General features: G+C 60.0%; 20 protein-coding genes. 9 read left to right on the top strand and 11 right to left on the bottom strand.

What is annotated here, in order from left to right:
- Positions 1–64: 64 nt before the first annotated feature.
- The 4 genes from carB to NZ585_01600 are packed head-to-tail and all read right to left on the bottom strand — an operon-like array spanning position 65 to position 5,760.
- Positions 65–3,322 (bottom strand): carbamoyl-phosphate synthase large subunit, encoded by a 3,258-nt coding sequence (gene carB / locus NZ585_01585; GenBank protein ID MCS7078729.1) that lies wholly within the window; start codon positions 3,320–3,322, stop codon positions 65–67.
- Positions 3,323–3,334: 12 nt separating this feature from the next.
- Entirely contained in the window at positions 3,335–4,420 is a 1,086-nt protein-coding gene (gene corA / locus NZ585_01590) for a magnesium/cobalt transporter CorA (protein MCS7078730.1), read from the bottom strand.
- A gap of 3 nt (positions 4,421–4,423) precedes the next feature.
- A complete protein-coding gene (locus NZ585_01595) occupies positions 4,424–5,173 on the bottom strand; it encodes an MgtC/SapB family protein (GenBank protein ID MCS7078731.1) in 750 nt (249 codons plus the stop codon).
- Entirely contained in the window at positions 5,170–5,760 is a 591-nt protein-coding gene (locus NZ585_01600; GenBank protein ID MCS7078732.1) for a uracil-DNA glycosylase, read from the bottom strand. Before NZ585_01600 ends, NZ585_01595 begins: the two co-directional genes overlap by 4 nt.
- Positions 5,761–6,527: 767 nt before the next feature.
- Between NZ585_01600 and NZ585_01605 the strand changes: the two genes are divergently transcribed.
- The 3 genes from NZ585_01605 to NZ585_01615 all read left to right on the top strand — a co-directional run bounded on the left by NZ585_01605 (position 6,528) and on the right by NZ585_01615 (position 9,918).
- Positions 6,528–8,036, top strand: a complete 1,509-nt coding sequence (locus tag NZ585_01605) for a hypothetical protein (protein MCS7078733.1) — start codon at positions 6,528–6,530, stop codon at positions 8,034–8,036.
- A 143-nt stretch (positions 8,037–8,179) separates the two neighbouring features.
- The gene (locus NZ585_01610; protein ID MCS7078734.1) at positions 8,180–9,433 is read left to right on the top strand and encodes a pentapeptide repeat-containing protein; all 1,254 of its coding nucleotides are present in this window, start codon (positions 8,180–8,182) and stop codon (positions 9,431–9,433) included.
- 56 nt (positions 9,434–9,489) lie between these two features.
- Positions 9,490–9,918: a polymer-forming cytoskeletal protein gene (locus tag NZ585_01615; protein ID MCS7078735.1), complete on the top strand. Its 429-nt coding sequence runs from the start codon at positions 9,490–9,492 to the stop codon at positions 9,916–9,918.
- Between the two features lie 53 nt (positions 9,919–9,971).
- Here the strand turns inward: NZ585_01615 and NZ585_01620 are convergent, their stop codons facing one another.
- The 4 genes from NZ585_01620 to NZ585_01635 all read right to left on the bottom strand — a co-directional run bounded on the left by NZ585_01620 (position 9,972) and on the right by NZ585_01635 (position 14,537).
- A complete protein-coding gene (locus tag NZ585_01620; GenBank protein MCS7078736.1) occupies positions 9,972–10,283 on the bottom strand; it encodes a YHS domain-containing protein in 312 nt (103 codons plus the stop codon).
- 479 nt (positions 10,284–10,762) lie between these two features.
- Positions 10,763–11,752 (bottom strand): hypothetical protein, encoded by a 990-nt coding sequence (locus tag NZ585_01625; GenBank protein MCS7078737.1) that lies wholly within the window; start codon positions 11,750–11,752, stop codon positions 10,763–10,765.
- Between the two features lie 6 nt (positions 11,753–11,758).
- Positions 11,759–14,284, bottom strand: a complete 2,526-nt coding sequence (locus NZ585_01630) for a PAS domain S-box protein (protein MCS7078738.1) — start codon at positions 14,282–14,284, stop codon at positions 11,759–11,761.
- The gene (locus NZ585_01635; GenBank protein ID MCS7078739.1) at positions 14,214–14,537 is read right to left on the bottom strand and encodes a DUF427 domain-containing protein; all 324 of its coding nucleotides are present in this window, start codon (positions 14,535–14,537) and stop codon (positions 14,214–14,216) included. The genes NZ585_01630 and NZ585_01635 overlap by 71 nt, the downstream gene beginning before the upstream one ends.
- A gap of 335 nt (positions 14,538–14,872) precedes the next feature.
- Here NZ585_01635 and NZ585_01640 point away from each other — a divergent pair, with 335 nt between their 5' ends.
- The 6 genes from NZ585_01640 (at position 14,873) to NZ585_01665 (ending at position 20,045) form a co-directional block, all read left to right on the top strand.
- The gene (locus NZ585_01640) at positions 14,873–15,355 is read left to right on the top strand and encodes a PH domain-containing protein (GenBank protein MCS7078740.1); all 483 of its coding nucleotides are present in this window, start codon (positions 14,873–14,875) and stop codon (positions 15,353–15,355) included.
- Positions 15,352–16,458 carry a hypothetical protein gene (locus tag NZ585_01645; GenBank protein ID MCS7078741.1) on the top strand — a complete coding sequence of 369 codons (1,107 nt, stop codon included), beginning with the start codon at positions 15,352–15,354 and terminating at the stop codon, positions 16,456–16,458. The genes NZ585_01640 and NZ585_01645 overlap by 4 nt, the downstream gene beginning before the upstream one ends.
- Positions 16,455–17,444 (top strand): alpha/beta hydrolase, encoded by a 990-nt coding sequence (locus NZ585_01650; GenBank protein MCS7078742.1) that lies wholly within the window; start codon positions 16,455–16,457, stop codon positions 17,442–17,444. The genes NZ585_01645 and NZ585_01650 overlap by 4 nt, the downstream gene beginning before the upstream one ends.
- Before the next feature lie 167 nt (positions 17,445–17,611).
- Positions 17,612–17,767 (top strand): hypothetical protein, encoded by a 156-nt coding sequence (locus NZ585_01655; protein MCS7078743.1) that lies wholly within the window; start codon positions 17,612–17,614, stop codon positions 17,765–17,767.
- A gap of 291 nt (positions 17,768–18,058) precedes the next feature.
- Complete coding sequence (locus NZ585_01660) at positions 18,059–18,226, top strand: hypothetical protein (GenBank protein MCS7078744.1); 168 nt, start codon at positions 18,059–18,061, stop codon at positions 18,224–18,226.
- A gap of 169 nt (positions 18,227–18,395) precedes the next feature.
- Positions 18,396–20,045, top strand: coding sequence for a hypothetical protein (locus NZ585_01665; protein MCS7078745.1), 1,650 nt, complete (start codon positions 18,396–18,398; stop codon positions 20,043–20,045).
- 323 nt (positions 20,046–20,368) lie between these two features.
- Here the strand turns inward: NZ585_01665 and NZ585_01670 are convergent, their stop codons facing one another.
- The 3 genes from NZ585_01670 to NZ585_01680 are packed head-to-tail and all read right to left on the bottom strand — an operon-like array spanning position 20,369 to position 23,431.
- Positions 20,369–21,289: a DNA methyltransferase gene (locus tag NZ585_01670; protein MCS7078746.1), complete on the bottom strand. Its 921-nt coding sequence runs from the start codon at positions 21,287–21,289 to the stop codon at positions 20,369–20,371.
- Between the two features lie 40 nt (positions 21,290–21,329).
- Entirely contained in the window at positions 21,330–22,535 is a 1,206-nt protein-coding gene (locus NZ585_01675; protein ID MCS7078747.1) for a PLP-dependent transferase, read from the bottom strand.
- A gap of 35 nt (positions 22,536–22,570) precedes the next feature.
- Positions 22,571–23,431, bottom strand: a complete 861-nt coding sequence (locus tag NZ585_01680) for a hypothetical protein (GenBank protein MCS7078748.1) — start codon at positions 23,429–23,431, stop codon at positions 22,571–22,573.
- Between the last annotated feature and the right edge of the window lie 7 nt (positions 23,432–23,438).

The raw sequence follows: 23,438 nt of genomic DNA on the forward strand, positions 1-23,438 counted from the left end.
GAGCGCAGTGAACAACGTGAAGGCGCGTCAAACATTTACGGCATCCCATCGCAGACGCGCCACGTTATGGGGCGCTCGACACGCCTTGAGCCGGAATCGTCGGTCCCGGATAGCGCAACCGAGGCTTGCCGGCGTGGTAATCCTGAAGCCGTCCAACTGCGAACTGGTCGTGCTGCAACGCCTGAATGGCGCTCGTTACGGCGATCGCCCCGGTGATGGTGGTAATGCACGGAACATTGTACTGAATGGCCGCCGCCCGAATCGCCTTCTCATCAAAATGAGATGCTTTCCCCAAGGGCGTGTTCACAATCAGGTCTATGCGGCGGCTGCGGATGAGGTCCACGATGTTAGGTCGCCCTTCATTGACCTTGAAGACCATCTCGACCGGCAGGCCAGCCGCCGCCAGCATCTCCTGCGTGCCGCGTGTCGCCACCAGTCGAAATCCTAGACGATGCAACCGCTGTGCGACCTTCAACGCCGCTGGCTTGTCACGATTGTTGACGCTGAGGAACGCCGTCCCGGTGCGCGGCAAGGGCGTCCCAGCTCCCACTTGCGCCTTCCAATACGCCATCCCAAAACTGTCCGCCACCCCCATGACTTCGCCGATGGAACGCATTTCCGGCCCCAGCACTGGGTCCACGCCCGGAAACTTGATGAACGGAAACACCGGCGCTTTGATGAAAAAACGCCCCACCGGCAACATCGGCGGCAGGTTGAAGTCCGCAAGACGGCGGCCAATCATCAACCAAGCGGCGATCTTGGCAATCGGCACGCCGGTCGCCTTGCTTACAAACGGGACGGTGCGCGACGCGCGCGGATTGACTTCAAGGACGTATACCAAGTCGTCCTTGACCGCAAACTGAATGTTCATCAAGCCGACGACCCGCAGCGCGCGCGCCAGTTGGCGCGTATAACGCCGCATCACATCTAAATGCCACGGCTCGATAAGGTAGGTCGGCAGTACGCTTGAACTGTCACCGGAATGCACGCCCGCCTCTTCAATGTGTTCCTGAATGCCGGCGATGCACACGTCTTCGCCGTCGGAGAGGGCGTCCACATCCACCTCAACGGCGGACTCCAGAAAGTGATCAATCAACACCGACCGCCCGGACGACGCGCCGATGGCTTCGACGACATAACTTGCCAGACTCGGCTCGTCGTAGGCGATCATCATCGCTCGTCCGCCAAGGACGTAGCTCGGCCGCACCAGCACCGGATAGCCGACCTTTTGGGCGACGGCGCAGGCTTCCTCGACCGTCGAAGCCACGCCGGACGGGGGTTGGGGAATGTCCAGCTCGCGCAACAACGCGCCGAATCGCTCTCGGTCTTCGGCCAAATCAATGCTCTCAGGCGACGTACCGATGATCGGGACACCGGCCTGCCGCAATCCATAAGCGAGATTCAGCGGCGTCTGTCCGCCGAACTGCACAATGACGCCCTCGGGCCGCTCGCGTTCGATGATGTGCATGACATCCTCGAACGTCACCGGCTCGAAATACAGCCGATCCGACGTGTCGTAGTCGGTCGAGACTGTCTCCGGGTTGCAGTTGACGATGATGGTTTCATACCCCGCCTCGCGCAGGGCGAAGCTGGCATGACAGCAGCAGTAGTCAAACTCAATCCCCTGTCCAATCCGGTTCGGCCCGCTGCCCAGAATAAGGATTTTCCGCCGGTCGCTTGGGTCGGCTTCGCACTCTTCTTCGTAGGTTGAGTACAGATAGGGTGTGTAGGAGGCAAACTCTGCCGCACAGGTGTCTATCCGCTTGAAAACCGGCCGAATGCCGCTGCGCAGACGGCGGGCGCGCACTTCGGCTTCCGTACAGCCAATGGTGCGCGCTACGCGCCGGTCGGAGAAACCCATCCGCTTGACGCGCCGTAGTTCGGCGTCGGGGATGTCGTCCAGCGTCCGTCCACGCAGGGCGTTCTGAGCATCTGCAATCTCCTTGAGTTGATGCAGAAACCACGGATCAATAGCGGTCAGTTCATGGAGTTCGGCGCACGTCCAGCCGCGTTCGAGCGCCATTTGCAGGTAGCGGACGCGCTCCGGGTTTGGCGTGATGAGTCGCCGCCGCAGGTCGTCGTCGTTGGTATAGACGGGCAGCTTTGCTGCACTCGCTTCAAGCGACCGGAGCGCCTTCATGAAGGCTTCCTTGAAGGTGCGGCCAATCGCCATGGCTTCGCCGACGGATTTCATCTGCGTCCCCAGCACCGGTTCGGCCGCCTGAAACTTCTCAAACGCCCACTTCGGAATCTTGACGACGACGTAATCCAGCGTCGGCTCAAAGCAGGCCGGTGTTTTGCGCGTGATGTCGTTCGGAATTTCATCCAGGGTGTAACCAACGGCGAGCTTGGCGGCGATTTTGGCAATTGGGAAACCCGTCGCCTTAGACGCCAGGGCCGAAGAACGAGACACGCGCGGATTCATTTCAATGACCCGGACGCGCCCATCCCGTGGATTGACGGCGAACTGAATGTTCGCACCGCCGGTTTCAACGCCGATGCGTCGGATGATCTTCAAACTTGCGTCGCGCAGCGCCTGATATTCACGGTCGGTCAGCGTTTGCGCCGGGGCGACAGTGATTGAGTCCCCCGTATGGACGCCCATCGGATCGAAGTTCTCAATCGAACACACAATCACGATGTTGTCAGCGCAGTCGCGCATGACTTCGAGTTCGTACTCCTTCCAGCCCAGCACCGACTCCTCAACGACAACCTCGTGGACTGGGCTAAGCGCCAGTCCGCGCTCGACAATCTGGTAAAGTTCTTCGTCATTGTAGGCGATGCCGCCGCCCGCCCCGCCCAGCGTAAAGCTCGGTCGGACAATCGCTGGGTAGCCAATCGCGGCTTTGACCGTTTCCAGATCGGTTTCCGGGGTGACGAAAACCGCCTTGGTCATTTCGAGGCCGATGTCTTCCATGGCGGCTTTGAACCGCCGGCGCGACTCAGCTAACTCGATAGCGGCGATGTTAGCCCCGATGAGTTGAACGCCCAGCCGTTCCAGAACCCCCGTTTGCGACAGTTGCATCGCCAGGTTGAGCGCCGTCTGACCGCCAACGGTGGGCAGCAGTGCGTCCGGGCGCTCGCGTTCCAGCACAGCCGTTACGGCTTCAAGAGTCAGTGGCTCAATGTAGGTGCCGTCAGCCAGTTCGGGATCAGTCATGATGGTGGCCGGGTTGGAGTTGACCAGAACCACTTCGTACCCTTCGGCTCGCAATGCTTTGCAGGCCTGCGTGCCGGAGTAGTCGAACTCACAGGCCTGCCCGATGACAATCGGGCCGGAGCCAATGACGAGAATCTTGCGCAGGTCGGTGCGTTTGGGCATGGGCGGAAGGAGTCAGAACCATTTTTTGCGTCGGAAGAACAGCAGCATTCCGGCGACGACACTGATCATGACCACCCAGAGAAACGGATAAAACCACCAGATTTTGATTTCCGGCATGTATTCGAAGTTCATCCCATAAATGCCGACGATAAACGTCAATGGCATCCAGATGGTTGAGAAAATCGTGAGAAACTTCATAACCTCGTTGATGCGGCGCGAAGCCACCGCCAGATGGGCCTCCGCAACATTGGTCGCTAGTTCAATCAACATGGCGCAGTTTTCTTCGAGCCGGATGGCGTGGTCATAGACATCCCGAAAGTAAATCGCCGTTTTGGCTTCAATAAAAGGCAGGTCCTCGCGCCGACTAAGTCGCAGTAGCATTTCGCGCTGAAGGCCCATCAGCCGCCGCAGCGTCATCAGTTCGCGTTTGGTTTTGAGGACGATCGGCAACACGTCCTGATCCGACTCGGTGAAAATGCGGGCTTCGATTTCCTGAATCCGATCCTCGACATCGGCCAGCACCGGAAACACCTGATCAATCATCCGATCCACGATGGCGTGCAGTACTAGATCAAGGTGCCGATCAATGGTCGTGTCGCGGGCGTCCACAATTTCGGCGACTTCCTCAACGGGCGTGAAGCCGCGCTCGTGAATGGTGACGAGAAAACCCATGCCCAGATAGACGGCCAACCAGTTCGTCGTACAGTGACCAACGCCCAAGCCCGGCAAGACCGTTTCGTCGCTCAAGCCAGCGACGCTCTCAAACACCATGAACAGGTATTCTTCGTACTCGTCTATTTTGGGACGATGCTCCGGGCTAAGGGCGTCTTCCACAGTCAGGGGGTGAAACCCAAAGAGGCTCGCCGCTGCTTGGAGCGTCGCGGGCGCTGGCGCCGTCAGATCGAGCCAAAACGGTCTTTGCAACCGTGCTTGCCAGCATTCACGTAGCGTGTCTTCGGTCAGTTCGGGTAAGGGACGCAAGCCAACGCCGTTGTACACACGCAGTACGGCCGACCGCTGAAGATCGTCTGGCGGAGCAGCAGGTTGGGCGGTGGTGTTTTCGATCAAGTTCAGGCGGCCGGTTGTCAATTCCCGCATGCCTCACCCTTCGTCGCTGCCAACACGACGTGATTCCAGTGTCGGAGACTCGTCGTCCACCAACATCTCCCAGCCGATGGCAGTGACGGCGGCTTCGATCGCCAGCCGCGCCGTAATATCTTCGAGGCGGCGCGTTTCATCCGTCGCCTGTCCGTCGCCGCTGACGGTTGCTTCAAGGCGAAGCTTGTCCGAACCAAGTAAATCCACGCTGCGCAGAGATTGCAACTTGAACCGGCTGCGCGCAATTTCCTGAATCAGCAACGGGCGAATGTGGGCTTCGTCGGCTTGCCCGCAGGTGACTTCCAACCGATACGCCGTTTCGAGGTCGGTTTGATCAAGCGGCTGCCGATTGATGCGCCGCGCCAGCGGACGCAGCGCCAAGTGCGCGGCGAGAACGAAGGCTGTCAGCAACAGGGCTTCGAGCGGAAGGCTGGACCCGGCCAAAACGCCAATCGCCGACGAGCACCAGAGCGTCGCCGCCGTATTAAGACCGCGCACGCTTGCGCCTTCCTTCAGGATGACGCCGCCGGCGAGAAAGCCGATGCCGGAGACGACCTGCGCCGCGACGCGCGTCGGACTCGTGTCGGTTTTGTCCACCAACGTAGGCAACGCCACATAAGCCGCCGCGCCAATCGCCACCAGCGCGTTGGTGCGCAAGCCGGCCTGTCGCTGCCGCCATTGTCGTTCAAGGCCGACCACCGCGCCGCAAAGCGCCGCCAGCATCAACTGTTCGGCAAACGTCAACCACGTCACGGCGCATCGCTCTCACTTTCACGCAGCTTGGCTATGACTTGCTTCATATCTTCCCACACCTCACGTTTTTTTTCAGGGGAGCGTAGCAGGTAAGCCGGATGAAAGGTGGGCATTAGCGGAATCCCCCGGTAGCTGTAAAAGCGTCCGCGAATTTTGGAAATACCGGGCAGCTTTGGATCGTCAAGTAAAGCGCTTGCCGCCGATGCGCCGAGCGCAACAATGACGCGCGGCCGAATCACGGCCAGCTGGCGGTGGAGAAAACCGACACAGGCAGCGACTTCGTCCCGTTCCGGCGCACGATTTTCCGGCGGCCGGCACTTGACGACGTTACAAATATAAACGTCCTCGCGCTTGAGATGCATTGCGGCGATGATTTTGTCGAGCAACTGCCCGGCGCGGCCGACAAAGGGGCGTCCTGTCGCGTCTTCTTCCGCGCCCGGCCCCTCGCCGACGAAGACTAACCGCGCCTGCGGCGAACCCTCACCGAAGACAATATGCGTTCGGTGGCGCGCTAGTTTGCAGCGTTGGCAGTCCCCCAAATCGGCGCGGACGGCTTCCAGCGACACGTCTGGTGCAGCCGCTGATATCCCCCCGGAGTCGCCGAACAACGAGTTCTGTTGCGGTTGAAACAGGGTGGACAGAGGCTGGTTGCAGGCGGCGGAGGTTCGGGCTAAAGTTTTACTTTCAATCTCCGACTCGCCGTAAAGTTGGCGGCGGTCAAGCTCCGTTGCAGGCGGAGGTTGTTCGTCCCCATTTAGCTGTGTTTCGCCCAAGTGAACTTCTGCAGTAGATACCGTTGGTGGCGATAGCGTGAAGTGACTAGAACCGAGCGCCGGCGACGCTGGTAAAGTGTCCGAAGTCGTCGCCGGCAGGGTGTCGGTGTCGCGCGCCGCGCCAAGGAAGGCGACGCCGATTTCCTTCAAGAAGCGTACGTAGTCGGCTGTGGCTTCAGTAAGCTGACGGAATTCACTTTCGAATGGGCTTTTGAAGCTCATACGCGAAATCAAGCCGACGCCTGGCAAACCGACCGGTGGATGTGTGACGGCGTGCTGGCTGAAACAGTTTGGGATGACACAACGCAAGGCGGTGTGGTTCGGCATAATCTTACAAAGGTTGCGGCGGCTTGACACTTTCCTATGGTGTTTTGCCCGGCAACTTGTATATAAACCACTTACTCAGTCACCGGCTTCATTGACAAGCACCATGCGCGCTGTCAAGACAGGCATCCGCCGTCGCACCTTGAAGATTGCGCCGTGCGCTCTTGGTGAGAGCGTCGGAAAGCCACGGTACGGGCCGGCGTGCCGCGTTGCATAACCTCGCACCGTCCGTCAAAGGGAAGTCCAAGGGTACGAGTATGGGTTTTTTCGACCGCTTCTTCGGTAAGAAAAAAGAAGAACCGCCCCGCACGCCGCCTCCCGCGTATGTTCCACCTGAACCGCCGCCGCTGCCGACGGCAGCCCGGCCGCAGCCGGTAGATGTCCCGCCGCCGGTGGAACGCGCCCCTGAGCCAGTTCCCCAAACGTCGCCGCCTATTGTTGAGCAGGCGGCTGAGCCGCCGCTCCCTGTGGAGGAGACGCCGTCCTACGCTCAAACCATCGCTGAAACTGTCGAAGAAGAGCCGGTTGAAGAAGTTGAAGCGCCAGAGCTGCACACGGCGGCGGAGGCAGCAGAAGCCGAGGCTCTAGAAGAGGATGACTTTTCACTGTCGGGGCTGACCATGGAAGCCGCGCCAGCGGCGGGTGTGGTCGAAGAGGCGGCTGTTGGCGCAGTGACGCAACGTGAAGCATCCATAGCCAGCGCCTCGGCGGTCAGCCTGACGGATTCCGGCGTTGAAGCCGACAAAACTGATTTTGACATCCCGACCATTCAAGCGGACGGCAAGGCGGCGGCTCAACCAGCCAGCGGGCAGGAACTGTTCCTTGGCGAAAACGATTTGGAAGGTTTTGACGACGCCTTTGAACGGATCATCGCCCGGGGAGAAGACGACGGACTGGATGAGGACATGGCACCAGCCGTGACGACCGACCAGACGGAGGTGCGCACGCTCTTTTCGGAGATCGCCGCCAACTACATCCGTCCGGTCAAGGCGTTCATTATTGAGCTGCGCGCCGGCGCAGCACGTAAGGAATGGCTGGAGATGTGTCAGCCGGCCATCAGTAGCTTGGGCAAGTCCGCCTTAGGAATGGGAATGGAGGATGTTAGTGACGCCGTTCACGAGTTTGAGAATCTGCTGGCTGAAGCGCGGTCATCGCGCGACGGCATGGTGAGCGGTGAACTGCGGGAGCGTATTCTCAGCAACTATCAGACGCTGACGGAAATGCTTCCGGCGACCTTTGTCATTGACGACACAACGCTTCAGTCCGAAGGGATGATCGTCAACTCGCTGCTGAAACAGATTCCCGAAGTCGGCAAGGTCACGATTGACAAGCTCTATCGCGCCGGACTCATCACGATCGAAAGCTTTCTTGTCGGCGCGAAAGAAGACCTTGCCGTGGCGACGGGTCTCCCCATCTGGCTGGCGGAAAAGATCGTCGAGAAATTCAAGTCGTACCAGCAACAACTGGAGAGCGGCGTGGCGCAGAGTGGCAAAGCTGGGCTGCTTGACCGGCTTGAGCAGCTTACGCGCGACTTGCAGGATGCCCACGAAGCCTATGAAATTGCGACGGCTGAAGAGTCCAGCAATCCCTCGGCCGCGGAAGACCGGCGCTTTTATCGTCAGGCCCGGCAGGAAACGCAGCTTCAAATCAATGTGCTTCTGGCGGAGCTGGGAGCGGTCGCTCTAGCCAATGAGATTCAGCGTCTTTCGTTTGAAAAGCGTGTTGAACGACTACGGCGCTATATTGCCGACGCGCGGCAGTCATGACCCTGTTTGATGTAGTCTTAAGAAAAACGCTGGGTGTTCCTAAAACTGTCCGGTTGACGCGCGCCGGGGCGCAAAGGGAACGTGTCAGACGGAGCGGTACGGCCCGCATGTTTCAATAAAAAAACGGCGAAAGGGGTGCCTCCATGCCTGAGTTCACCTTGGAAGAAGTCATTGAACGAGTCTCGCGCGGCGAGTCGCTGGAACGGGCGGACCTGCGCGAACTCGATTTGTCGAAAGCCAACCTAGACAACGCTAACCTGCGTCGCGCCGATCTTGAAGGCGCCAACCTTGAAGAAGCCAGCCTGCGACGCGCCAACCTCGCCAGCGCCAGCCTACGCGACGCTTTTCTGGTGCGCGCCAATCTGGAAGGGGCGAACCTGCGTGGGGCGGATTTGGAGAGCGCCAATCTGGAAGGGGCGAACCTGCGTGGGGCCGACCTGTCGCGGGCGAACCTCGAAGGCGCGAACCTTGAAGGTGCGGACTTGACGGGGGCGCGGTTGCCGTCGGCGCAGCTGATTGACGCTAAACTCGGCGTGGCGACGCTTGAAAACGCGGTGTTTTCCAACGCCGACCTGCGCAACGCCTATCTGGGCGGCGCAAACCTCACGGCGGTTGACTTCCAGAACGCCATCTTGGAAGCCGCCAACTTTGAGGAAGCCTTACTGACCGGGGCGAACCTCCGTGACGCTGTGCTGCGTCGCGCTGTGCTGCCCGGCGCCGACCTGTCCGGCGCTAAACTCGAACGCGCCGTCCTAGAAGGGGCTGACCTGTCGCAGGTGAGTTTTCAAGACGCCGACTGCCGGCATGTCATCTTTCAGGGCGCACGCCTCAAAGGTGCGAAATTCAGCCGAACGCATCTGTACGGAAGCGACTTTTCCATCGAAGTCGCCGACGGCGCGGAGGTGGACGAAGTGGACTTCAGCGTCGCTGGAGACGGTTCCCAGCTGATTCCAGCGTCCAACTTGGCGGCGTTCCTCAACGGCAAGACGGACGGCGGAACGGCCTCGCCGCAGGCGGCGGCAGTGGCGCTTGCCCCAACCAACCGGCGTTACTTTGGCCACGGCGACGTGCTGCGCGATGCTTCGCTGGAATTTGACGCCAACTCCATTGTTGAAGTGGACGGCCGCTTCCTGAAGTGCAACATCACACTCGGCGCAGGTGCGCAGCTCATCATTGGACGTGAAGGGTTGCTTGACGGCTGCCAAGTTCACGGCAGCGGCATTCTGATTGTCCATGGGCGATTTGCGTCCGACGCGACACCGGGCATCAATGGTGCGCGGCGGATTATCGTCGGCTCGACGGGATCGGTTCGCGCCACGGTTAAGCAGCCAGCTGACCATACGCACTTTGCCTTCGAGCCGGGCTGCATTCTGCGTCTCAAGATTGAGACAGCCTAGGACTTCCTAACAGAAGCGCCGGGACAGCGCTTTCTCCAACTGGTTGAGGCGACACAATGGCGGAGAAGTTGACGATTGTAGAAGAGGGTAGCGAACTGACCGGTACGCTAAAGTCCAGCTGCGGCGTCACCGTCAGCGGCAAGATTAGCGGTGAACTCCATGCGCCGGCGTTGGTGGTCGCTGCAACCGGCGCCGTTCACGGTACAGTCAAGGTCGAACGGTTACGTTCGGAGGGCGAACTTTCAGGACGGATTGACGCCGATACCATTGAACTCGCCGGTCGGGTCAATGACCAGACGACCATCACTGCCCGCTCGCTTGAGGTCAAAGTCTCAAATGGAGACCAACCCACTGCGATTTTCGGCAACTGCGTGATCGAGGTTGGCGTAGACCCGAACGAGCCGCCCGCCCAAACACAGCCACCCAAAGAAGGCAAGGGTAAGAAGGGGCAGCCAACGCCCGCCGACGCGCCGCAGGCCGGGTAACCGGGTAACTCCGTGGGTACGCTTAGGCGACATACCGGGGCTGTCGGCGTCCGTTAGCGCGACCGCTGTTTGCCCGTGCGGCGTTGCTTGGCCTCCATCGCGCGTAGGTACTTCCGAGGGTTCTTGTCGAATTTCGGCTTACAAGCCGGGCAGCAGAAATAATACCGTTTGCCCCGATAGTCGCTGTGAGCGGCGGCGGCGGTGTCTTCAACCTCCTCTAACGTCACCGGGCAGATTGGTTTATCGCTTGGGGCGGTCGCCGCCGGCGCTTGCGTTGGCGATTGCGGTGATGCACTGACAAACGTCGAGCACAGCAGAAGGCACCCTAGCCCAGTAAGTGGCAGCGCACGAAAAACGCGAAACATTTTTGAATCCTCCCCGCGTAGCTTCCCGAGTCAGTTGAGCCCCTTCCCACCACACCACAAACAGCGCAAAGGTTGGCGCGCGGCGGCGTTCCGAGGCTTTCCCGCGTGGCGGCAAGCCCGCCGTACGTGTCATGCCAGAAAGCCTTAGGTAAGGCACTGCTTATCACGAGAGGCATCGGTTGCGCCACCTGGCGTAGCGGCCGGCCCACATTCGAGACACGCTACCTGAATCTTCACAGGGCTTCTTCACCTGCCAGAGCCTTCTCCAAGGCAATCGAGTAAGTTGGCCTTACATTCGCTGCGCGGCGGCTTCCCTGGTCGCAGGCGCTGCATCGTCCCGAAAAGCACAGTCGTCCTTGGTTTTGTGGCGGCTCTGCCATCCAGCGGCGGCGTTAGCAGTCACTGCGGTCAGACAAGACCGCCCGCAAAGTAGGCGACATAAGCTCCGCTCGCAAGCCAACCAAGTGGAAAGCCTCTAGCTATTCCAGTTCATGCAGCGCCGCCGCAAACAACGGAATCAACAATTCGTGATGACCGGTCAGCGCAATACCGCGTCCCGCCCCACCCGCCACCGGACGGCGTACAACGTTGGTCAAAGGGCGGTAATGCTGAATGAAATCAAAGTTGACCGTCGTGAAGTCCGTCAGCGGGCAGCCAAGATTCCTCACGGTCGTCACCGCCTTGAGGAAAACTTCAGGCAAAATGACGGCCGAGCCAACGTTGAGGTACACGCCGCCGTTGTGAAGCTCCTGTACCAGCGCGCACAGCAGGCGAAAATCGTGGTACGTCGCCGCGCCAATGTGCGCTCCGTCAGCTGTTGGGTGAATGTGGGTAATGTCCGTGCCGACCGCAACGTGGACGGTAACCGGTACCCTCCGGCGGTATGCCTGCACCAACAATGACTGGGCGGCGTAGGGCGGTTGCAATTCATCAAGCCAGCGGCCAACCGCCTCTCCCAACCCGATTCCATCCGCCGCTGCCAAGGCACAGGCTGCATTGATGCCCCGGCCAGTTTCCTCCGCGCCCCCAAACGCGCCCACGCTCAGCGAGGCGTCAACGTCTTCGGAAGTCGCTCCAACCAAGGCAATCTCAAAATCGTGGATGACGCTTGAGCCATTGCAGGCAAAGGCCGTGACGTACCCCTGCGCCATCAAATCAATTAGGACTGGCCCCAGCCCACATTTGATGACATGGCCACCCAAACCGACGATCACTGCGCGGCCTCGGTCGCGGGCCGTACGGACAGCCGCGACGGCGGCGCGCAGTTCCTTGACGGCCAGAATGTTGGGCAGCGACGCAAAAAAAGCTCGCAAACTCGCCCCCGACGGGCAAGGGCTTGCCAAATCACCAGCGGTGACTTTACTCGGCCGGTTAGCAAGCGGGTAGGTGCGCAACCCACGGATGTCCAACGGCGGCGTGGCGTAACGACTCTTCGACGGCGGAGCGGTGGCGTTCACAGGCGTTTCCATGGCGAGTTACAAAAGCTCACCGCGCGGAAGAAAAATGCGAAAGGTCGTTCCCTTCCCAACCTCGCTCTCGACGGTGATGAAGCCCTTATTCTGAGCAATAATGCCTTCCACCACCGACAAACCCAGCCCCGTACCCTTACCGATTGGCTTTGTCGTAAAAAACGGCTCAAAAATCCGCCGTCGCACCTCCTCCGGCATCCCAACGCCTGTATCGGCGACTTCCAGCATAACGTAAGGGTTCATACGCATTGTCTCATCGCCGGCGCGGTGCGTGCGAAACGGCGCGCCAACGGCGGCATTGGGGCGCGGCTCCTGCCAAACGTTCATTGTCGAGAAGGTAAGCGTACCGCCCTGCGGCATGGCGTCGCGGGCGTTGACGGTCAAGTTTGTCAACACCTGCTCCAACTGCTGCCGATCTGCAACGACCATACCCAAGTCCGGCGACAGGTCGGTTTTCACGGCAATGTGCGGCTCTAACAGCGGGCGCAACATACGGACGGTGGCTGTCACCAACTCGTTAAGGTTGAGCGGAGCCAGTTGCTGCTGTTGCTTGCGCCCAAAGGCGAGGAGTTGACTCGTCAGCGCCGAGGCGCGCGAAACGGCTGTTAGGATGTCCTTAGCGTACCGATGCAGGACATCGGGCGACGAGCGCTCGATGGACAAAGGGGACAAGCGGCGTTCGAGAAGCCCAGCGTAGCCGGCGACAACTGTGAGCAGGTTGTTGAACTCATGGGCGATCCCAGCCGCCAACTGACCGACGGCTTCCATTTTTTGGGCGTGCTGCACCTGCTCTTCAAGCGCCCGCCGCTGGGTGACATCCTCGATCATGCTCAGCAGGTACTGTGGTCGCCCTTCACTATTCCGCACAACAACAACCGTCATTCGCCCCCAGACCGCTTGGCCATGTTTGGTTCGGTAACGCTTCTCGATTTGAAAGCTAGAAAGCTTAGGATCATCAACCAACCGCCGCGCCAGACGAGACGTTTCCTCAGTGTCCTCTGGGAACTGAAACTCCGAGTAACGCCGTCCGGCGACTTCTTCTGGCGTATAGCCTAGCCACTCGCAAACCGTCCGATTGGCGCGCAGTACTTGGCCGGTCAGCGATACGAGCGCAATCCCTAACGGCGCAGCGTCAAACATGCGCCGGAAACGCTCCTCGCTCTCGCGCAGCGCGCGCTCTGCTAGGCGGCGTTCGGTCAAATCCCGCCCGATGCCCTGAAAGGCGACCGGAGTGCCGTTTTCCAGCACCAACCATGTCATTAGCTCGAACGTTAACCGCCGCCCATCACGGGTCACCAACGTCGCCTCATACCGAACAGGGGTTTCCGGCGCTTCTAGAAGCCGCTTGATAGCTTCCTGCACCACCGGACGACTTTCCGGCACGACAAGCTCCCAAAGATTGATGGAACGCGATTCTTCACGCCGATATCCGAAAAGCGCCTCGGTCGCCGGGTTGATGTCAAGCAACCAGCCCTGCACGTCGTGACAATAAATGATGTCATGCGCCCTCTCGAAAAGCGCCTTGTAGCGGGCTTCGCTTTCACGGAGGGCTTCCTCCATCCGTCGGCGTTGCGTCACATCGCGCGCCGTACCATGGATGCCGACCGGCACGCCGTTTTCGTAAAACAGCCGGGAATTAATCTCTAGGGTGACGCGCCGGCCGTCCTTGGCGATGACATCCAGTTCGTACTGGGTGGCGTCCACCCGTCCGGTGCGCTTGTCGGTGATGGCCTGAAGGGCTCGCTCGCGGTGTTCAGGGGCGACAATCTGGGCCATCGTCAAGTATTTGGCGTCAGCCGGCGTGTATCCGAGGATACGCTCAGCGCCGCGATTCACCGAGAGAAAACGCCCCTCAAAGTCGTGGACATACACAATGTCGCCGGCGTTCTCGAAAAGGTCGCGGTAGCGAGCTTCGCTTTCACGCAACGCCTGTTCCATCCGCTTGCGCTCGGTAACGTCACGCAACATACCCTGAACGGCGAAGGGTTTTCCGTCACGGAAAAGCAGGCGTGAGTTGACTTCAAGCGTGACCCGCCGCCCGCCTTTGGTCATGAAGTCCACTTCGTAGCGCGACTCCGCACTACGTCCTTCCAGCTTGTCGTTCAACGCTTGCAGGAGGCGCTCACGATGCTCGGGGACAACCAGTTGGACGAACTCCCGGACTGACATCGCTCGGATTTCTTCGGCGCTGTAGCCAAGAAGTTCTTCACCGGCGCGGTTCCAAGCCAGACGTTGGCCGTCAAGGCTGATGACGAGAATGATGTCACTCGCGCCATCAAAGATTTCCCGATAACGCAGCTCGCTTTCTCGCAGGGTGCGAATTGTCCGGCCAGCCTCGCGCAGCGCCTCTTCCAACTCGGCAATCCGGCGGCGGGCGGCGTCTAACGTCAGGTCGGAGGCCGTTTCCACCGTCGTCGCCTCGTCGGACGAAGTCGCTGTTTCCCCTATCTCCATCATCGCGTCACTCACGCTCCTCGACGGTAGTGGTTCGCGTTCCGGCGTAAAAACCGTAGCGGCCAGCGATCCGCTCATAGCCCGCCTTCGGCGCAGGATAGACCCAAGCAACCTGCGGCGTTAGATGCGTTCCGTCGTCAAAGTTCACCCAGTTGCACGTACCCTTGTAGCTGCAGGTGTAAGTGTCGGCCGTCACCTTCAGAACAGCCTGATTGACGGCTTCCGGCGCAAAGTACCAGTTGCCTTCAAAAGCAAAAACCTGAGCCGGATCGCTCGCCGTAGCGAGAACCGTCCCTGTTGCGCGGTCTTTGATCGTAACTTTCATAGCCATACCCTTCCGGTACGCGGCTTTGTGCCGTATGCCGCCGTACCCAAAAACAACCTGAGCGCCGAACCAAGCTGTCATCATACGCGATTCAATGCGCCCTCACCACGGCCTAAAGAGGCGCGGCGGGAGGGAACCGAGGCGCAAGCGGCGTGTCTATGACCTTGGCGCTTCGCTGCGCTATCCGGCAAGGTTTCCGCCGCTTGATAGGGCCTTTGGCGGGACGCACGTCTGGCGGGACGCACGTCCAGCTTTGCCGTCGTCGCCGATTTGGTATATGCGTTTTGCGTCACTTCAACGCAACGGAGGGTGGCGGCGTTATTCTGGAGGACGTTCTGCATATGAGCACGCAACCATCCTCGGCGAGAGCCGTTGTGTTCCGCCAAACTTTTCTATTCGTTGGGCTTTGGTATGGTTTGGCGGTGATCCTTGCCGTTGTCTTGGCTGTGTTGGGTGGTGTTTTGGAGGCTGTCGTCTGGACGCGCCTTGCGCCGGCTGTTCCATTCCTCACTGCAGCATTGTGTCTTGCACCGTTCATTGTCGCCGGCGTGAAGCACCTACAGCAGTGGTCGGAAACCTATACCTTGACGGACGACAAGATTGAGGTCAGCACCGGTATTTTGACCAAAACGGTACGGAACATCCCCCTGACTAAAGTGCAGGATGTCACCGTTGAACAAACCTTACTCCAGCGGCTTCTAGGGCTGGGCAATGTCGTGGTGGATAGCGCCGCCGCCACTGGAAAAGTCACGCTGCGGCAGGTGGCGCAGCCGCAGGCTATCGCTGATCAGATTCTCCACCGTGCAGGGACGCGATTGCCATGACCTTTCGCGCTCAAGGAAAGCCGCTCCAGATGACTTTAGGGGCGGCGCTGCTATTCAGCTTGTTCGCTAACCCCGTTTGGGGCGAGGCGCGGGATGAAACTGCCGGACGGCCGTTTCCGGTACGCGAGTTAGGCGTCAGCCGGAGTTTTCCGGCCGGTGCGAAGTGGCCGGCGGAGGCGGCCGCGCCTTTCCAGAGCGACATCGCCAGAGAATTTGGCGTCACGTGGGTGCATTGCGGACAGCGTGACGGCGTGGGATTTCTGCTTTACCGCTGCCCAGGCGGCGAACGCGCGCTAGGCTTAGCTAAGTTTATCGGTGGCGAGGCGCTGGGAAGTACCGTTGTCAGCGTCGCCCTAGAGGCGCCGGAAGCCAAGCGCTCGGCGGTGGCGGCCTTTTTGCGCGCCAAGCTTGCGGACTGGCAGGCGACGCTGCCGCCTGAAGAAAATGAAAGCAACCGGCCGGTCGTTCTACGTAAGCTGCCGGCGCAGTCGCTTCAACCCGGAACGGAATACTATGCGGTCGGAGCGCGGGGATTGGCGCACGCCGCTTGGCTTCAAGCCGGTGCGCTGCCGACACCGCCGGGCAGCGCCTTTGCGTGGGCGGACTACGCCGCCGAGGCGCCGTTTGAACATTTTCTTGTCGCCGAGTATCCGACGCCGCAGGACGCCACAGCCGCGTTGGACGCCGCACAGATTCTGGCTTCCGCCCGCCGTCTCATTGCCCGTCGGGGCAACTTCATTGTTGTTGCGGACGGCGTACGAGACCTCGCGCGCGCGCGTGCGGCCATTGAGCGCGTTGAGTACGACTATGTTGTACGCTGGTTAGGGCATCCCCCAGCTCGGATTGGTGCGTCCACTCGTACGACGCAGCAGGACATTCGCCACATTGGACAGCTTTTGATTAGCATCGCTTCGTTTGTGGCGCTGGCCGGTGTTGGGATGGTGTCGCTTGGTGCGGCCGCCGGCGGCGCGTTTTTCTACTGGCGGCGAAAGCGAGCCGGCGACGGTTTTGTTGCCGCCGACACGATGCTCCGGCTCAACCTTATTGAGGATTGGACGTTGTCCGCCGGGCGCGGCGCGTCCGCTAAGCGCTTGACTGATTGACGGCTCCACGAAGCAATGCGGCGTTAGTCAACGCGCCGCCGACTACAGAAAAGTTTCGCCGCCATCTGACCGAGCTTGCCGAACGCGAACGGCGCGAAACCCAACCCCCTCAGCCGGAAGTTTTCGCCGTGATGCGGGCGTTCGCAGCACGCGCTCGGTTTGTGTCAGTGCAGGGCGTACGGCATCACGTCTACGAGTACGGCCCAGCGGATGGCCCGGCAGTGCTGTTGCTGCATGGGTGGGATTGCTCCTCATACTGGTTCTACCGCCTGGCACCGGCGCTTGGCGACCGAGGTTTTCGCGTCGTTGCATTCGATTTTCGTGGTCATGGGTTCTCCGATTCGGCGGTGGACGACCGTTATGACCTGCCGACGCTTGTGCAGGACACGCTGCTTTTGGCCGACGCGCTGGGTATTGGGACATTCGATCTGGTGTCGTTTTCGTTGGGTTCAGCAGTGGCGCTGCTGGTTGGCGCCCAAGCGCCGGAGCGGGTCGGTCGCCAAGTCGTGATGAACTTTGGTCTGTTCAACTACGGCCCGTTGCAGGCGCGTCTTTTGCCGTCCATTCTCAAAGTGATCTTCGACACATTGCGGCGTATTCCATCCAAAACGCTGGTGTACCGGTATGTCTCAGCGACCTTGAGTCAGCGGGAAGTCCCGTGGCAGGACGTTGAAATGGCCTTCACCAGCTTGGTGTACTGCGATTCCCGCGCCGCCTTTCTGGCCGTAACCGACTTGGTACGGCCAGAGCGTATGGCGCAGATTCAACATGCGGCCGCTCAAGCTGCGCCGACGCTGGTCATCACCGGCGAATTCGATGCGGTTGTGCCGTTCGCTGACAGCGAACGGCTGGCGCAAACGCTCCCAACTGCCCAACTGCACGTTTTACTTCGCACCGGCCATTTGGTGCTCTTTGAACGACCGGATGAAATCGAGCGTCTTGTCTCTGACTGGTTATACGCTTTCCCGATAGGAACTGTGCCATAGCTCCCTTCCAAGCTCTCATCAAGTACCCAAACGACGTGATGGAACGTATGGCTTCTCGGTAAAGTTTCTCAATCCTTCGGTTACTAATCCGAGATGGGTGGCAGAGCTTTTATTGCATACTCCCCAACAGGAAAAGATATCAGCTCTGGCCTGAAGCGTTGCCGGGGATGGCGCTGGATGGAAAGCGCCAGCTGGGGGACAAGCTCGGCTTGGGCGGGTATGGCGTAGTGTTCGCCGGAGAGCATCTGGAACCGAAGCGGCCGGTGGCGGTCAAGGTATTCAGGCCGGTGGCCGGCAACGACAGTGCGGAAGCCCTAGAGTGATTTCAGCGGGACGGCGCGCCGGCGGCGCAAATCAAGCACCGGAATGTGGTAGAGGCGCTTGACGCAGGCGTGTCAAGCGACGGCATCGCTTATCTGGTGATGGCGTTGCTGAAGGGACATGCGTTGACATGGGAACGTGCGCAGGGAACGTCGCCGTGGAGCGGGCGCTGCGAATCTGTGGGGCGGTGTGTCGTAGCTTGGCAGCAGCATGCGTCGGCGTCATCCACCGGGACGTGAAGCCGGAAAACCATCTATGTGACTGGTTAAGCGAGGAAGAAGCGGTCAAGGTATGTGGAGTTTGGGATTGCGACGGTGGTCGAACACAGCGGCGGACATCTGGAAACACTGACGGTGGCCGGGTTGGTCGTGGGGACGCCGGCCTCCATTGCGCCGGGGCGTGTTGTGGGAAAAGGGTACGGCGGGCGGACGGGTACGCCGTGGGCGTCAGCTCTACGATGAGTGTCTCACAATGTTGCAGTCATAAGCGCACTCGCTGGAATAATGCTCGAAATAATGTTGACTTGACGCAGCGATGGTGATCTAAGTACGTAGTTCCTGCTAAGTAAGCCTTGGCTCTAAACAAATCAAAACAAAAGTCGCGCTCGAAGACCCTCTGGAGGGATTCGCTATGGGTCGCGCTACGATATGCGCTGGATCGCGGTGGTGTGTCGGTCGGAATCCTCTGTACGCGGCGGTGCTGGGCGTGTTGTTGAGCGCCGTGGCGTTTGGGCAGACAGCGAGAGACTTTGTTCTGGACGGCAGGGACGCATGGCGCAGCGCGAAGCAGAACGCGCGCCTTAGCGGGCGGTTGGGCGGCGAGCGGATGGTCGGTCGTCGTGTGGCGAGGTGTGTGAGCGTCGGCTCGCCGGTTTGGTCTTTCAGCAGAGACCGTAGCTATCGGATCGCGCCGACAGTGGTGAATGTAGGAGCGTTTGGCGGGCGCAGGGTGGTGAATGTGACGGTCGAGGCTGGGTGCGCGTGGACGGCGGTGAGCAATGTGCCGTGGGTGACGATTGCGAGCGGTGCGAGCGGGAGCAGGTCGGGGATAGATGGGGATGTGGTGGCGTTCAATCGTGGGGGAATGTGGGAAGGGATGGCAGCGTCGGCTGGGCGGACGTTCAAGGTGGTGCAGCCTGGGGTTGGGGGTGGAGCGAGGCCGGAGAACCTCGACTCAACTTTCGGGGCGGGACAGGTTGGGACAGGCTATGTCATTCATGCTGTGGCGGTGCAGCCCGACGGGAAGGTAGTGATTGGTGGGCAGTTCAATCTCGTCAACGGTGTGGCACGGAACTGTATTGCGCGGTTGAACGCGGACGGAACGCTGGACATGGGCTTTGGGGCTGGGACTGCCAATGATGATTTTCCTTTTGTTCTCGCCGTGGCGGTGCAGCCCGACGGGAAGGTGGTGATTGGGGGCGGTTTCACGCGGGTCAATGGGGTGGCGCGTGGCGGCATCGCGCGGTTGAACGTGGACGGGACACTGGACGCAAGCTTTGGCGCTAGGCAGAGCGGGGCAAGCGACTGGGTTGAAGCTATGGCAGTGCAGCCTGATGGGAAGGTAGTGATTGGGGGCAGGTTCACGCGGGTCAACGGGGTGGCGCGTGGCGGGATCGCGCGGTTGAACGCGGACGGAACGCTGGACACAAGCTTTGGTGCCGGGCAAGGCGGGGTAAGTGGCGGGAATTTTCCTAGAGTTCACGCTGTGGCGGTGCAGCCGGACGGGAAGGTGGTGATTGGAGGCAAGTTCACGCGGGTCAACGGGGTGGCGCGGAACTGTATTGCGCGGTTGAACGCGGATGGGACACTGGACGCAAGCTTTGGCGCTGGGCAGAGCGGGGTGAATGGTTTGGTTGAAGCTGTGGTGGTGCAGCCCGACGGGAAGGTGGTGCTTGGGGGCTGGTTCACGCGGGTCAACGGGGTGGCGCGCAGTGGGATCGCGCGGTTGAACGCGGACGGAACGCTGGACACAAGCTTTGGCGCCGGGCAGAGCGGGGTGAGTGGAGGGAGGTTTCCTGCAGTTTCCGCCGTGGCGGTGCAGCCGGACGGGAAGGTGGTGCTTGGGGGCAAGTTCACACGGGTCAACGGGGTGGCGCGCAGTGGGATCGCGCGGTTGAACGTGGACGGGACGCTGGACGCAAGCTTTGGCGCGGGGCAGAGCGGGGTGAGTGAGTCGGTTGACGCTGTGGTGGTGAAGCCGGACGTGAGGTTGGCGGCGTTGAAGAAGCGGCTGAGCGGGCGGCTGAACGTGATGGCACTGTGGCAGGTATGCCAGCGCTAGGGCCGACACTGAAAAATATTTTCCGGGCAGCGGGAAGCGTGGCGTGACGGGTTAGGACGGTGGGCGCTGAAGCGGCGGATTTGATGACGGGACGTGGGTAAGCCCGAAGCTGACGCGGTGGCGGTGTGAGCAGCAGGGCGGAAGGGCGCGAGCGATGTATCCAGCATTGCGGGTATGGGGGTGGAGGGCAAGGCCCTACACATTCTCGGAAATTGCTCCAGCAGGGCGGTTCAGTGAAACAAGAGCAAGGCGACATAAGTGAGACATAGGCTGGCTTGGAGAGGAACAGATTGCGTGGCTTTCACGCAGGCAGCTTAGTTATTCTAAAAGCTTTTCTGAAAAAACATAACGTACTCATGCTTGAAGATATAAAAACCCCCGGCTAAAGCGCGGTAGCGCCACATGTTCTCCAAATTACGCTTGGCGCGATTACCTTGTATGTCTTTGACCACTATGCTCTTCAGAGTCAATCCCCATTTCATCACTTCCTGCATGCAGTAAAAGCCCAAAGGTATCCATTCACTTTCCGCATATATGTCACCTATCACCAAGACTAAAAATCTGCCACTCTCTAGAAAAGTCTTGGCAATCTCAACAACTTGGCTAAATTTTTCTAGGAAGCATTCAATGGACGGACAGTTAGAAAGATCTTCTGCAAGATTGGAAAATTTGATTATGGAATGATACGGAGGGTGCAGGAAGACAAGCTGAACCTTTTCTTTTCCCATTTCCTCTAAGGTTCGTGCGATGACCGCCGGCATTGAAGTCGTATCACTGCTGTCACCGGTAAGGACCTTTGTGATGACATTGTGTGGATTCTGCTCACTGAAGATACGATCAGCGGCTTTTTGCGCCAGTTCCGGCTTGAGTTCAATACCAATACCGTGTCGGCCTAACCGGCGAGCTTCTATTAGAGACGTACCGGATCCTAGAAAAGCGTCAAACACGATGTCGCCCCGTTTAGTAAAGCGCCGCATCGCTTGGTATGGAATCTGGGGAACGAAATTGCCATGATAGTCAGCAAGATGCGCCCCACTTCTGTCCCTTTCTGGAATGAGCCAAAGCGAATCAGTGATGATGTCATCGTACTCGCGCCAACGGTTGAGATCTATGTCGTTCAGCGGTGAAATTCTCTCGGACTTCCTAGTCTCTTGACTGCCTTTTCCGCTGTCCAATAACGGCAGGCCATAAAATAAACTTTGGTTCTTCATCACTTGAAATCTAACCAAAGCTAACTTGGACATGAAAAATACCAATAGATTCGATGTGAAAAGCAAAAACCAGTCAGTGTTTAGCTTCCGGCGAGCGGAGCAGCCGTCCACCGGGGAAAACCGGCCGCGGCACCGGCTGCGGTACGTCTCCCAACGCCTGCGCCAAATCTTCAATCAGGTCATCCGCATGCTCCAGCCCAATCGAAAGCCGCACCAAGTTCTGCGGCGCGCGCGTGTCCGGTCCTTCCGCCGAGGCCCGATGCTCAATCAAACTCTCCACGCCGCCGATGCTCGTCGCATGCGTGAAAATCCGTGTCCGCGCCGGCAACGCCTTCGCTGCCGCCGCCCCCTCCTTCAACGTAAACGACAGCACCCCCCCGAAGCCGCTCATCTGCCGCTTTGCCGTCAAATAACCGGGATGCTCCGGCAAACCGGGATACAACACTCGCTCAACCCGCTTGTGCGTCGCCAAAAAACGCGCCACCTTCAACGCCGTCTCCGACTGCGCGCGGACGCGACACGGCAGCGTCTTCAAGCTGCGCTGCAAAAGCCAGCAGTCGAACGGCGACGGCACCGCCCCAACCACCGCCTGTATCCGCCGAATCCGCTGAAAAAACTCATCCTCAGTCTTCGTAATCACTACCCCGCCTAACACGTCGCTGTGGCCGCCTAAAAACTTCGTCGTCGAATGCACGACCAAATCCGCCCCGAACGCAAACGGCCGCTGAAGCACTGGCGTCCCCAACGTGTTCTCCACCAACAGCCGCGCCCCATAGGCATGGGCAATCTCCGCCGCGCGCGCGATGTCCACTACCGACAACAACGGATTGGAAGGCGTCTCGACCCATACCAGCGCCGTGGCCGGCCGCATCGCCGCTGCAATCGCCTCTGCGTCGGTGGCGTCCACAAACGTCGCCTCCAACGCCCATGCCGCGAAGATGTCCTTTAGCAAAACCGCCGTGCCGTAGTACGTATCCTGCGCGATGACGACATGCTGCGCCGGCGTCAGCGCCTGAAACACCGCCGCCGCCGCCGCGTTCCCCGAAGCGAAACAGGCCGCCGCCGCGCCGCCTTCCAGCGCCGCCAAGCTCGCTTCCAACATTTGCCGATTCGGGTTGCCCTCGCGCGTGTACTCAAACCCGCGTGGACACGCGCCCGTTGCGTCCCGCTCGTAGTTGGTTGCTAAGTAAATCGGCGGCATCACCGCGCCCGTCGCCGGATCGGGCGTCCGACCGGCATGAACGGCCAAGGTCTCAATCCGGCGGGCGTCACGGTTCATGGCTTACCCTCCTTGCCTGTGCTCCCCGCGTACGCTCAGTTGAGCGTCTTATTGCCGGGCGTGTCCTTCTCGATGCGCGCGCCGCCGTAGTTCCGGTAGCGCACCCCGTCACGGTCGGCGTAAAACGAATAGCGTCCGTCGTAGTTGTGCCGCTTCGGGACGGCGTAAATCGCAAAATCACGGCGATCCGGCGTCACTACAATCTCGATGACATGCCCCAACACCTCGCCGCTCTCCAGCACCTCCAGCAGCTTGGCAATGTCGTCCCGAAACTGACTACGTCGCGTGACAAGCTCCTGAAGCGTGCCGTACTGCCCACGGTTGTTGCGGGCGAAAACCTGCTCAACCTCTAGCAGCCGCATCAGCAACCGCGCCATAGCGTCCTCGTTTTCAGCCATCTTGACGAAAACGCCTTCCTCGCTCAGCTTGAAAAAATTCCCGCCATGCGCCTGCGCCAACGCCTGCGTCTCCCGGTCACCGATCAACCACCGACCCTCGCTGCGAATCAGCCCTACCGGGGCCGTCTCCGTCTGCGGACGGCCGTTTTCCGCCGCCTTGACGGGAACCACAACAAACACTGTCGCGTCATCTCCCGTAATGGTCTCGCCGGTCACCGTCAACGTCTCCGGAATACCGCCGCTGATCCGCACAAACTCCGGCTCAAGCTCAGCCATTTGCTGTGGCGTTAACTTCTCAACAGCTACGCTGCATACGTGAAACTGAAATGCTTCGGCGAACCGCCGCTCACGCAACAGACGGTAAAACGCCTGTACCGTCTCCGTTGGTGTACGCGGCGGCGCATCCGGCTGCGGCAACGGCGACTGCCCAAACGCCCCGCCGACCAACCAAACTGCTGTGAGGAACACCGGCCGCCACGCTTTCGACATCCATCTCATCCGACAG

This window comes from Chloracidobacterium sp., assembly GCA_025057975.1.
Lineage (GTDB): Bacteria > Acidobacteriota > Blastocatellia > Chloracidobacteriales > Chloracidobacteriaceae > Chloracidobacterium.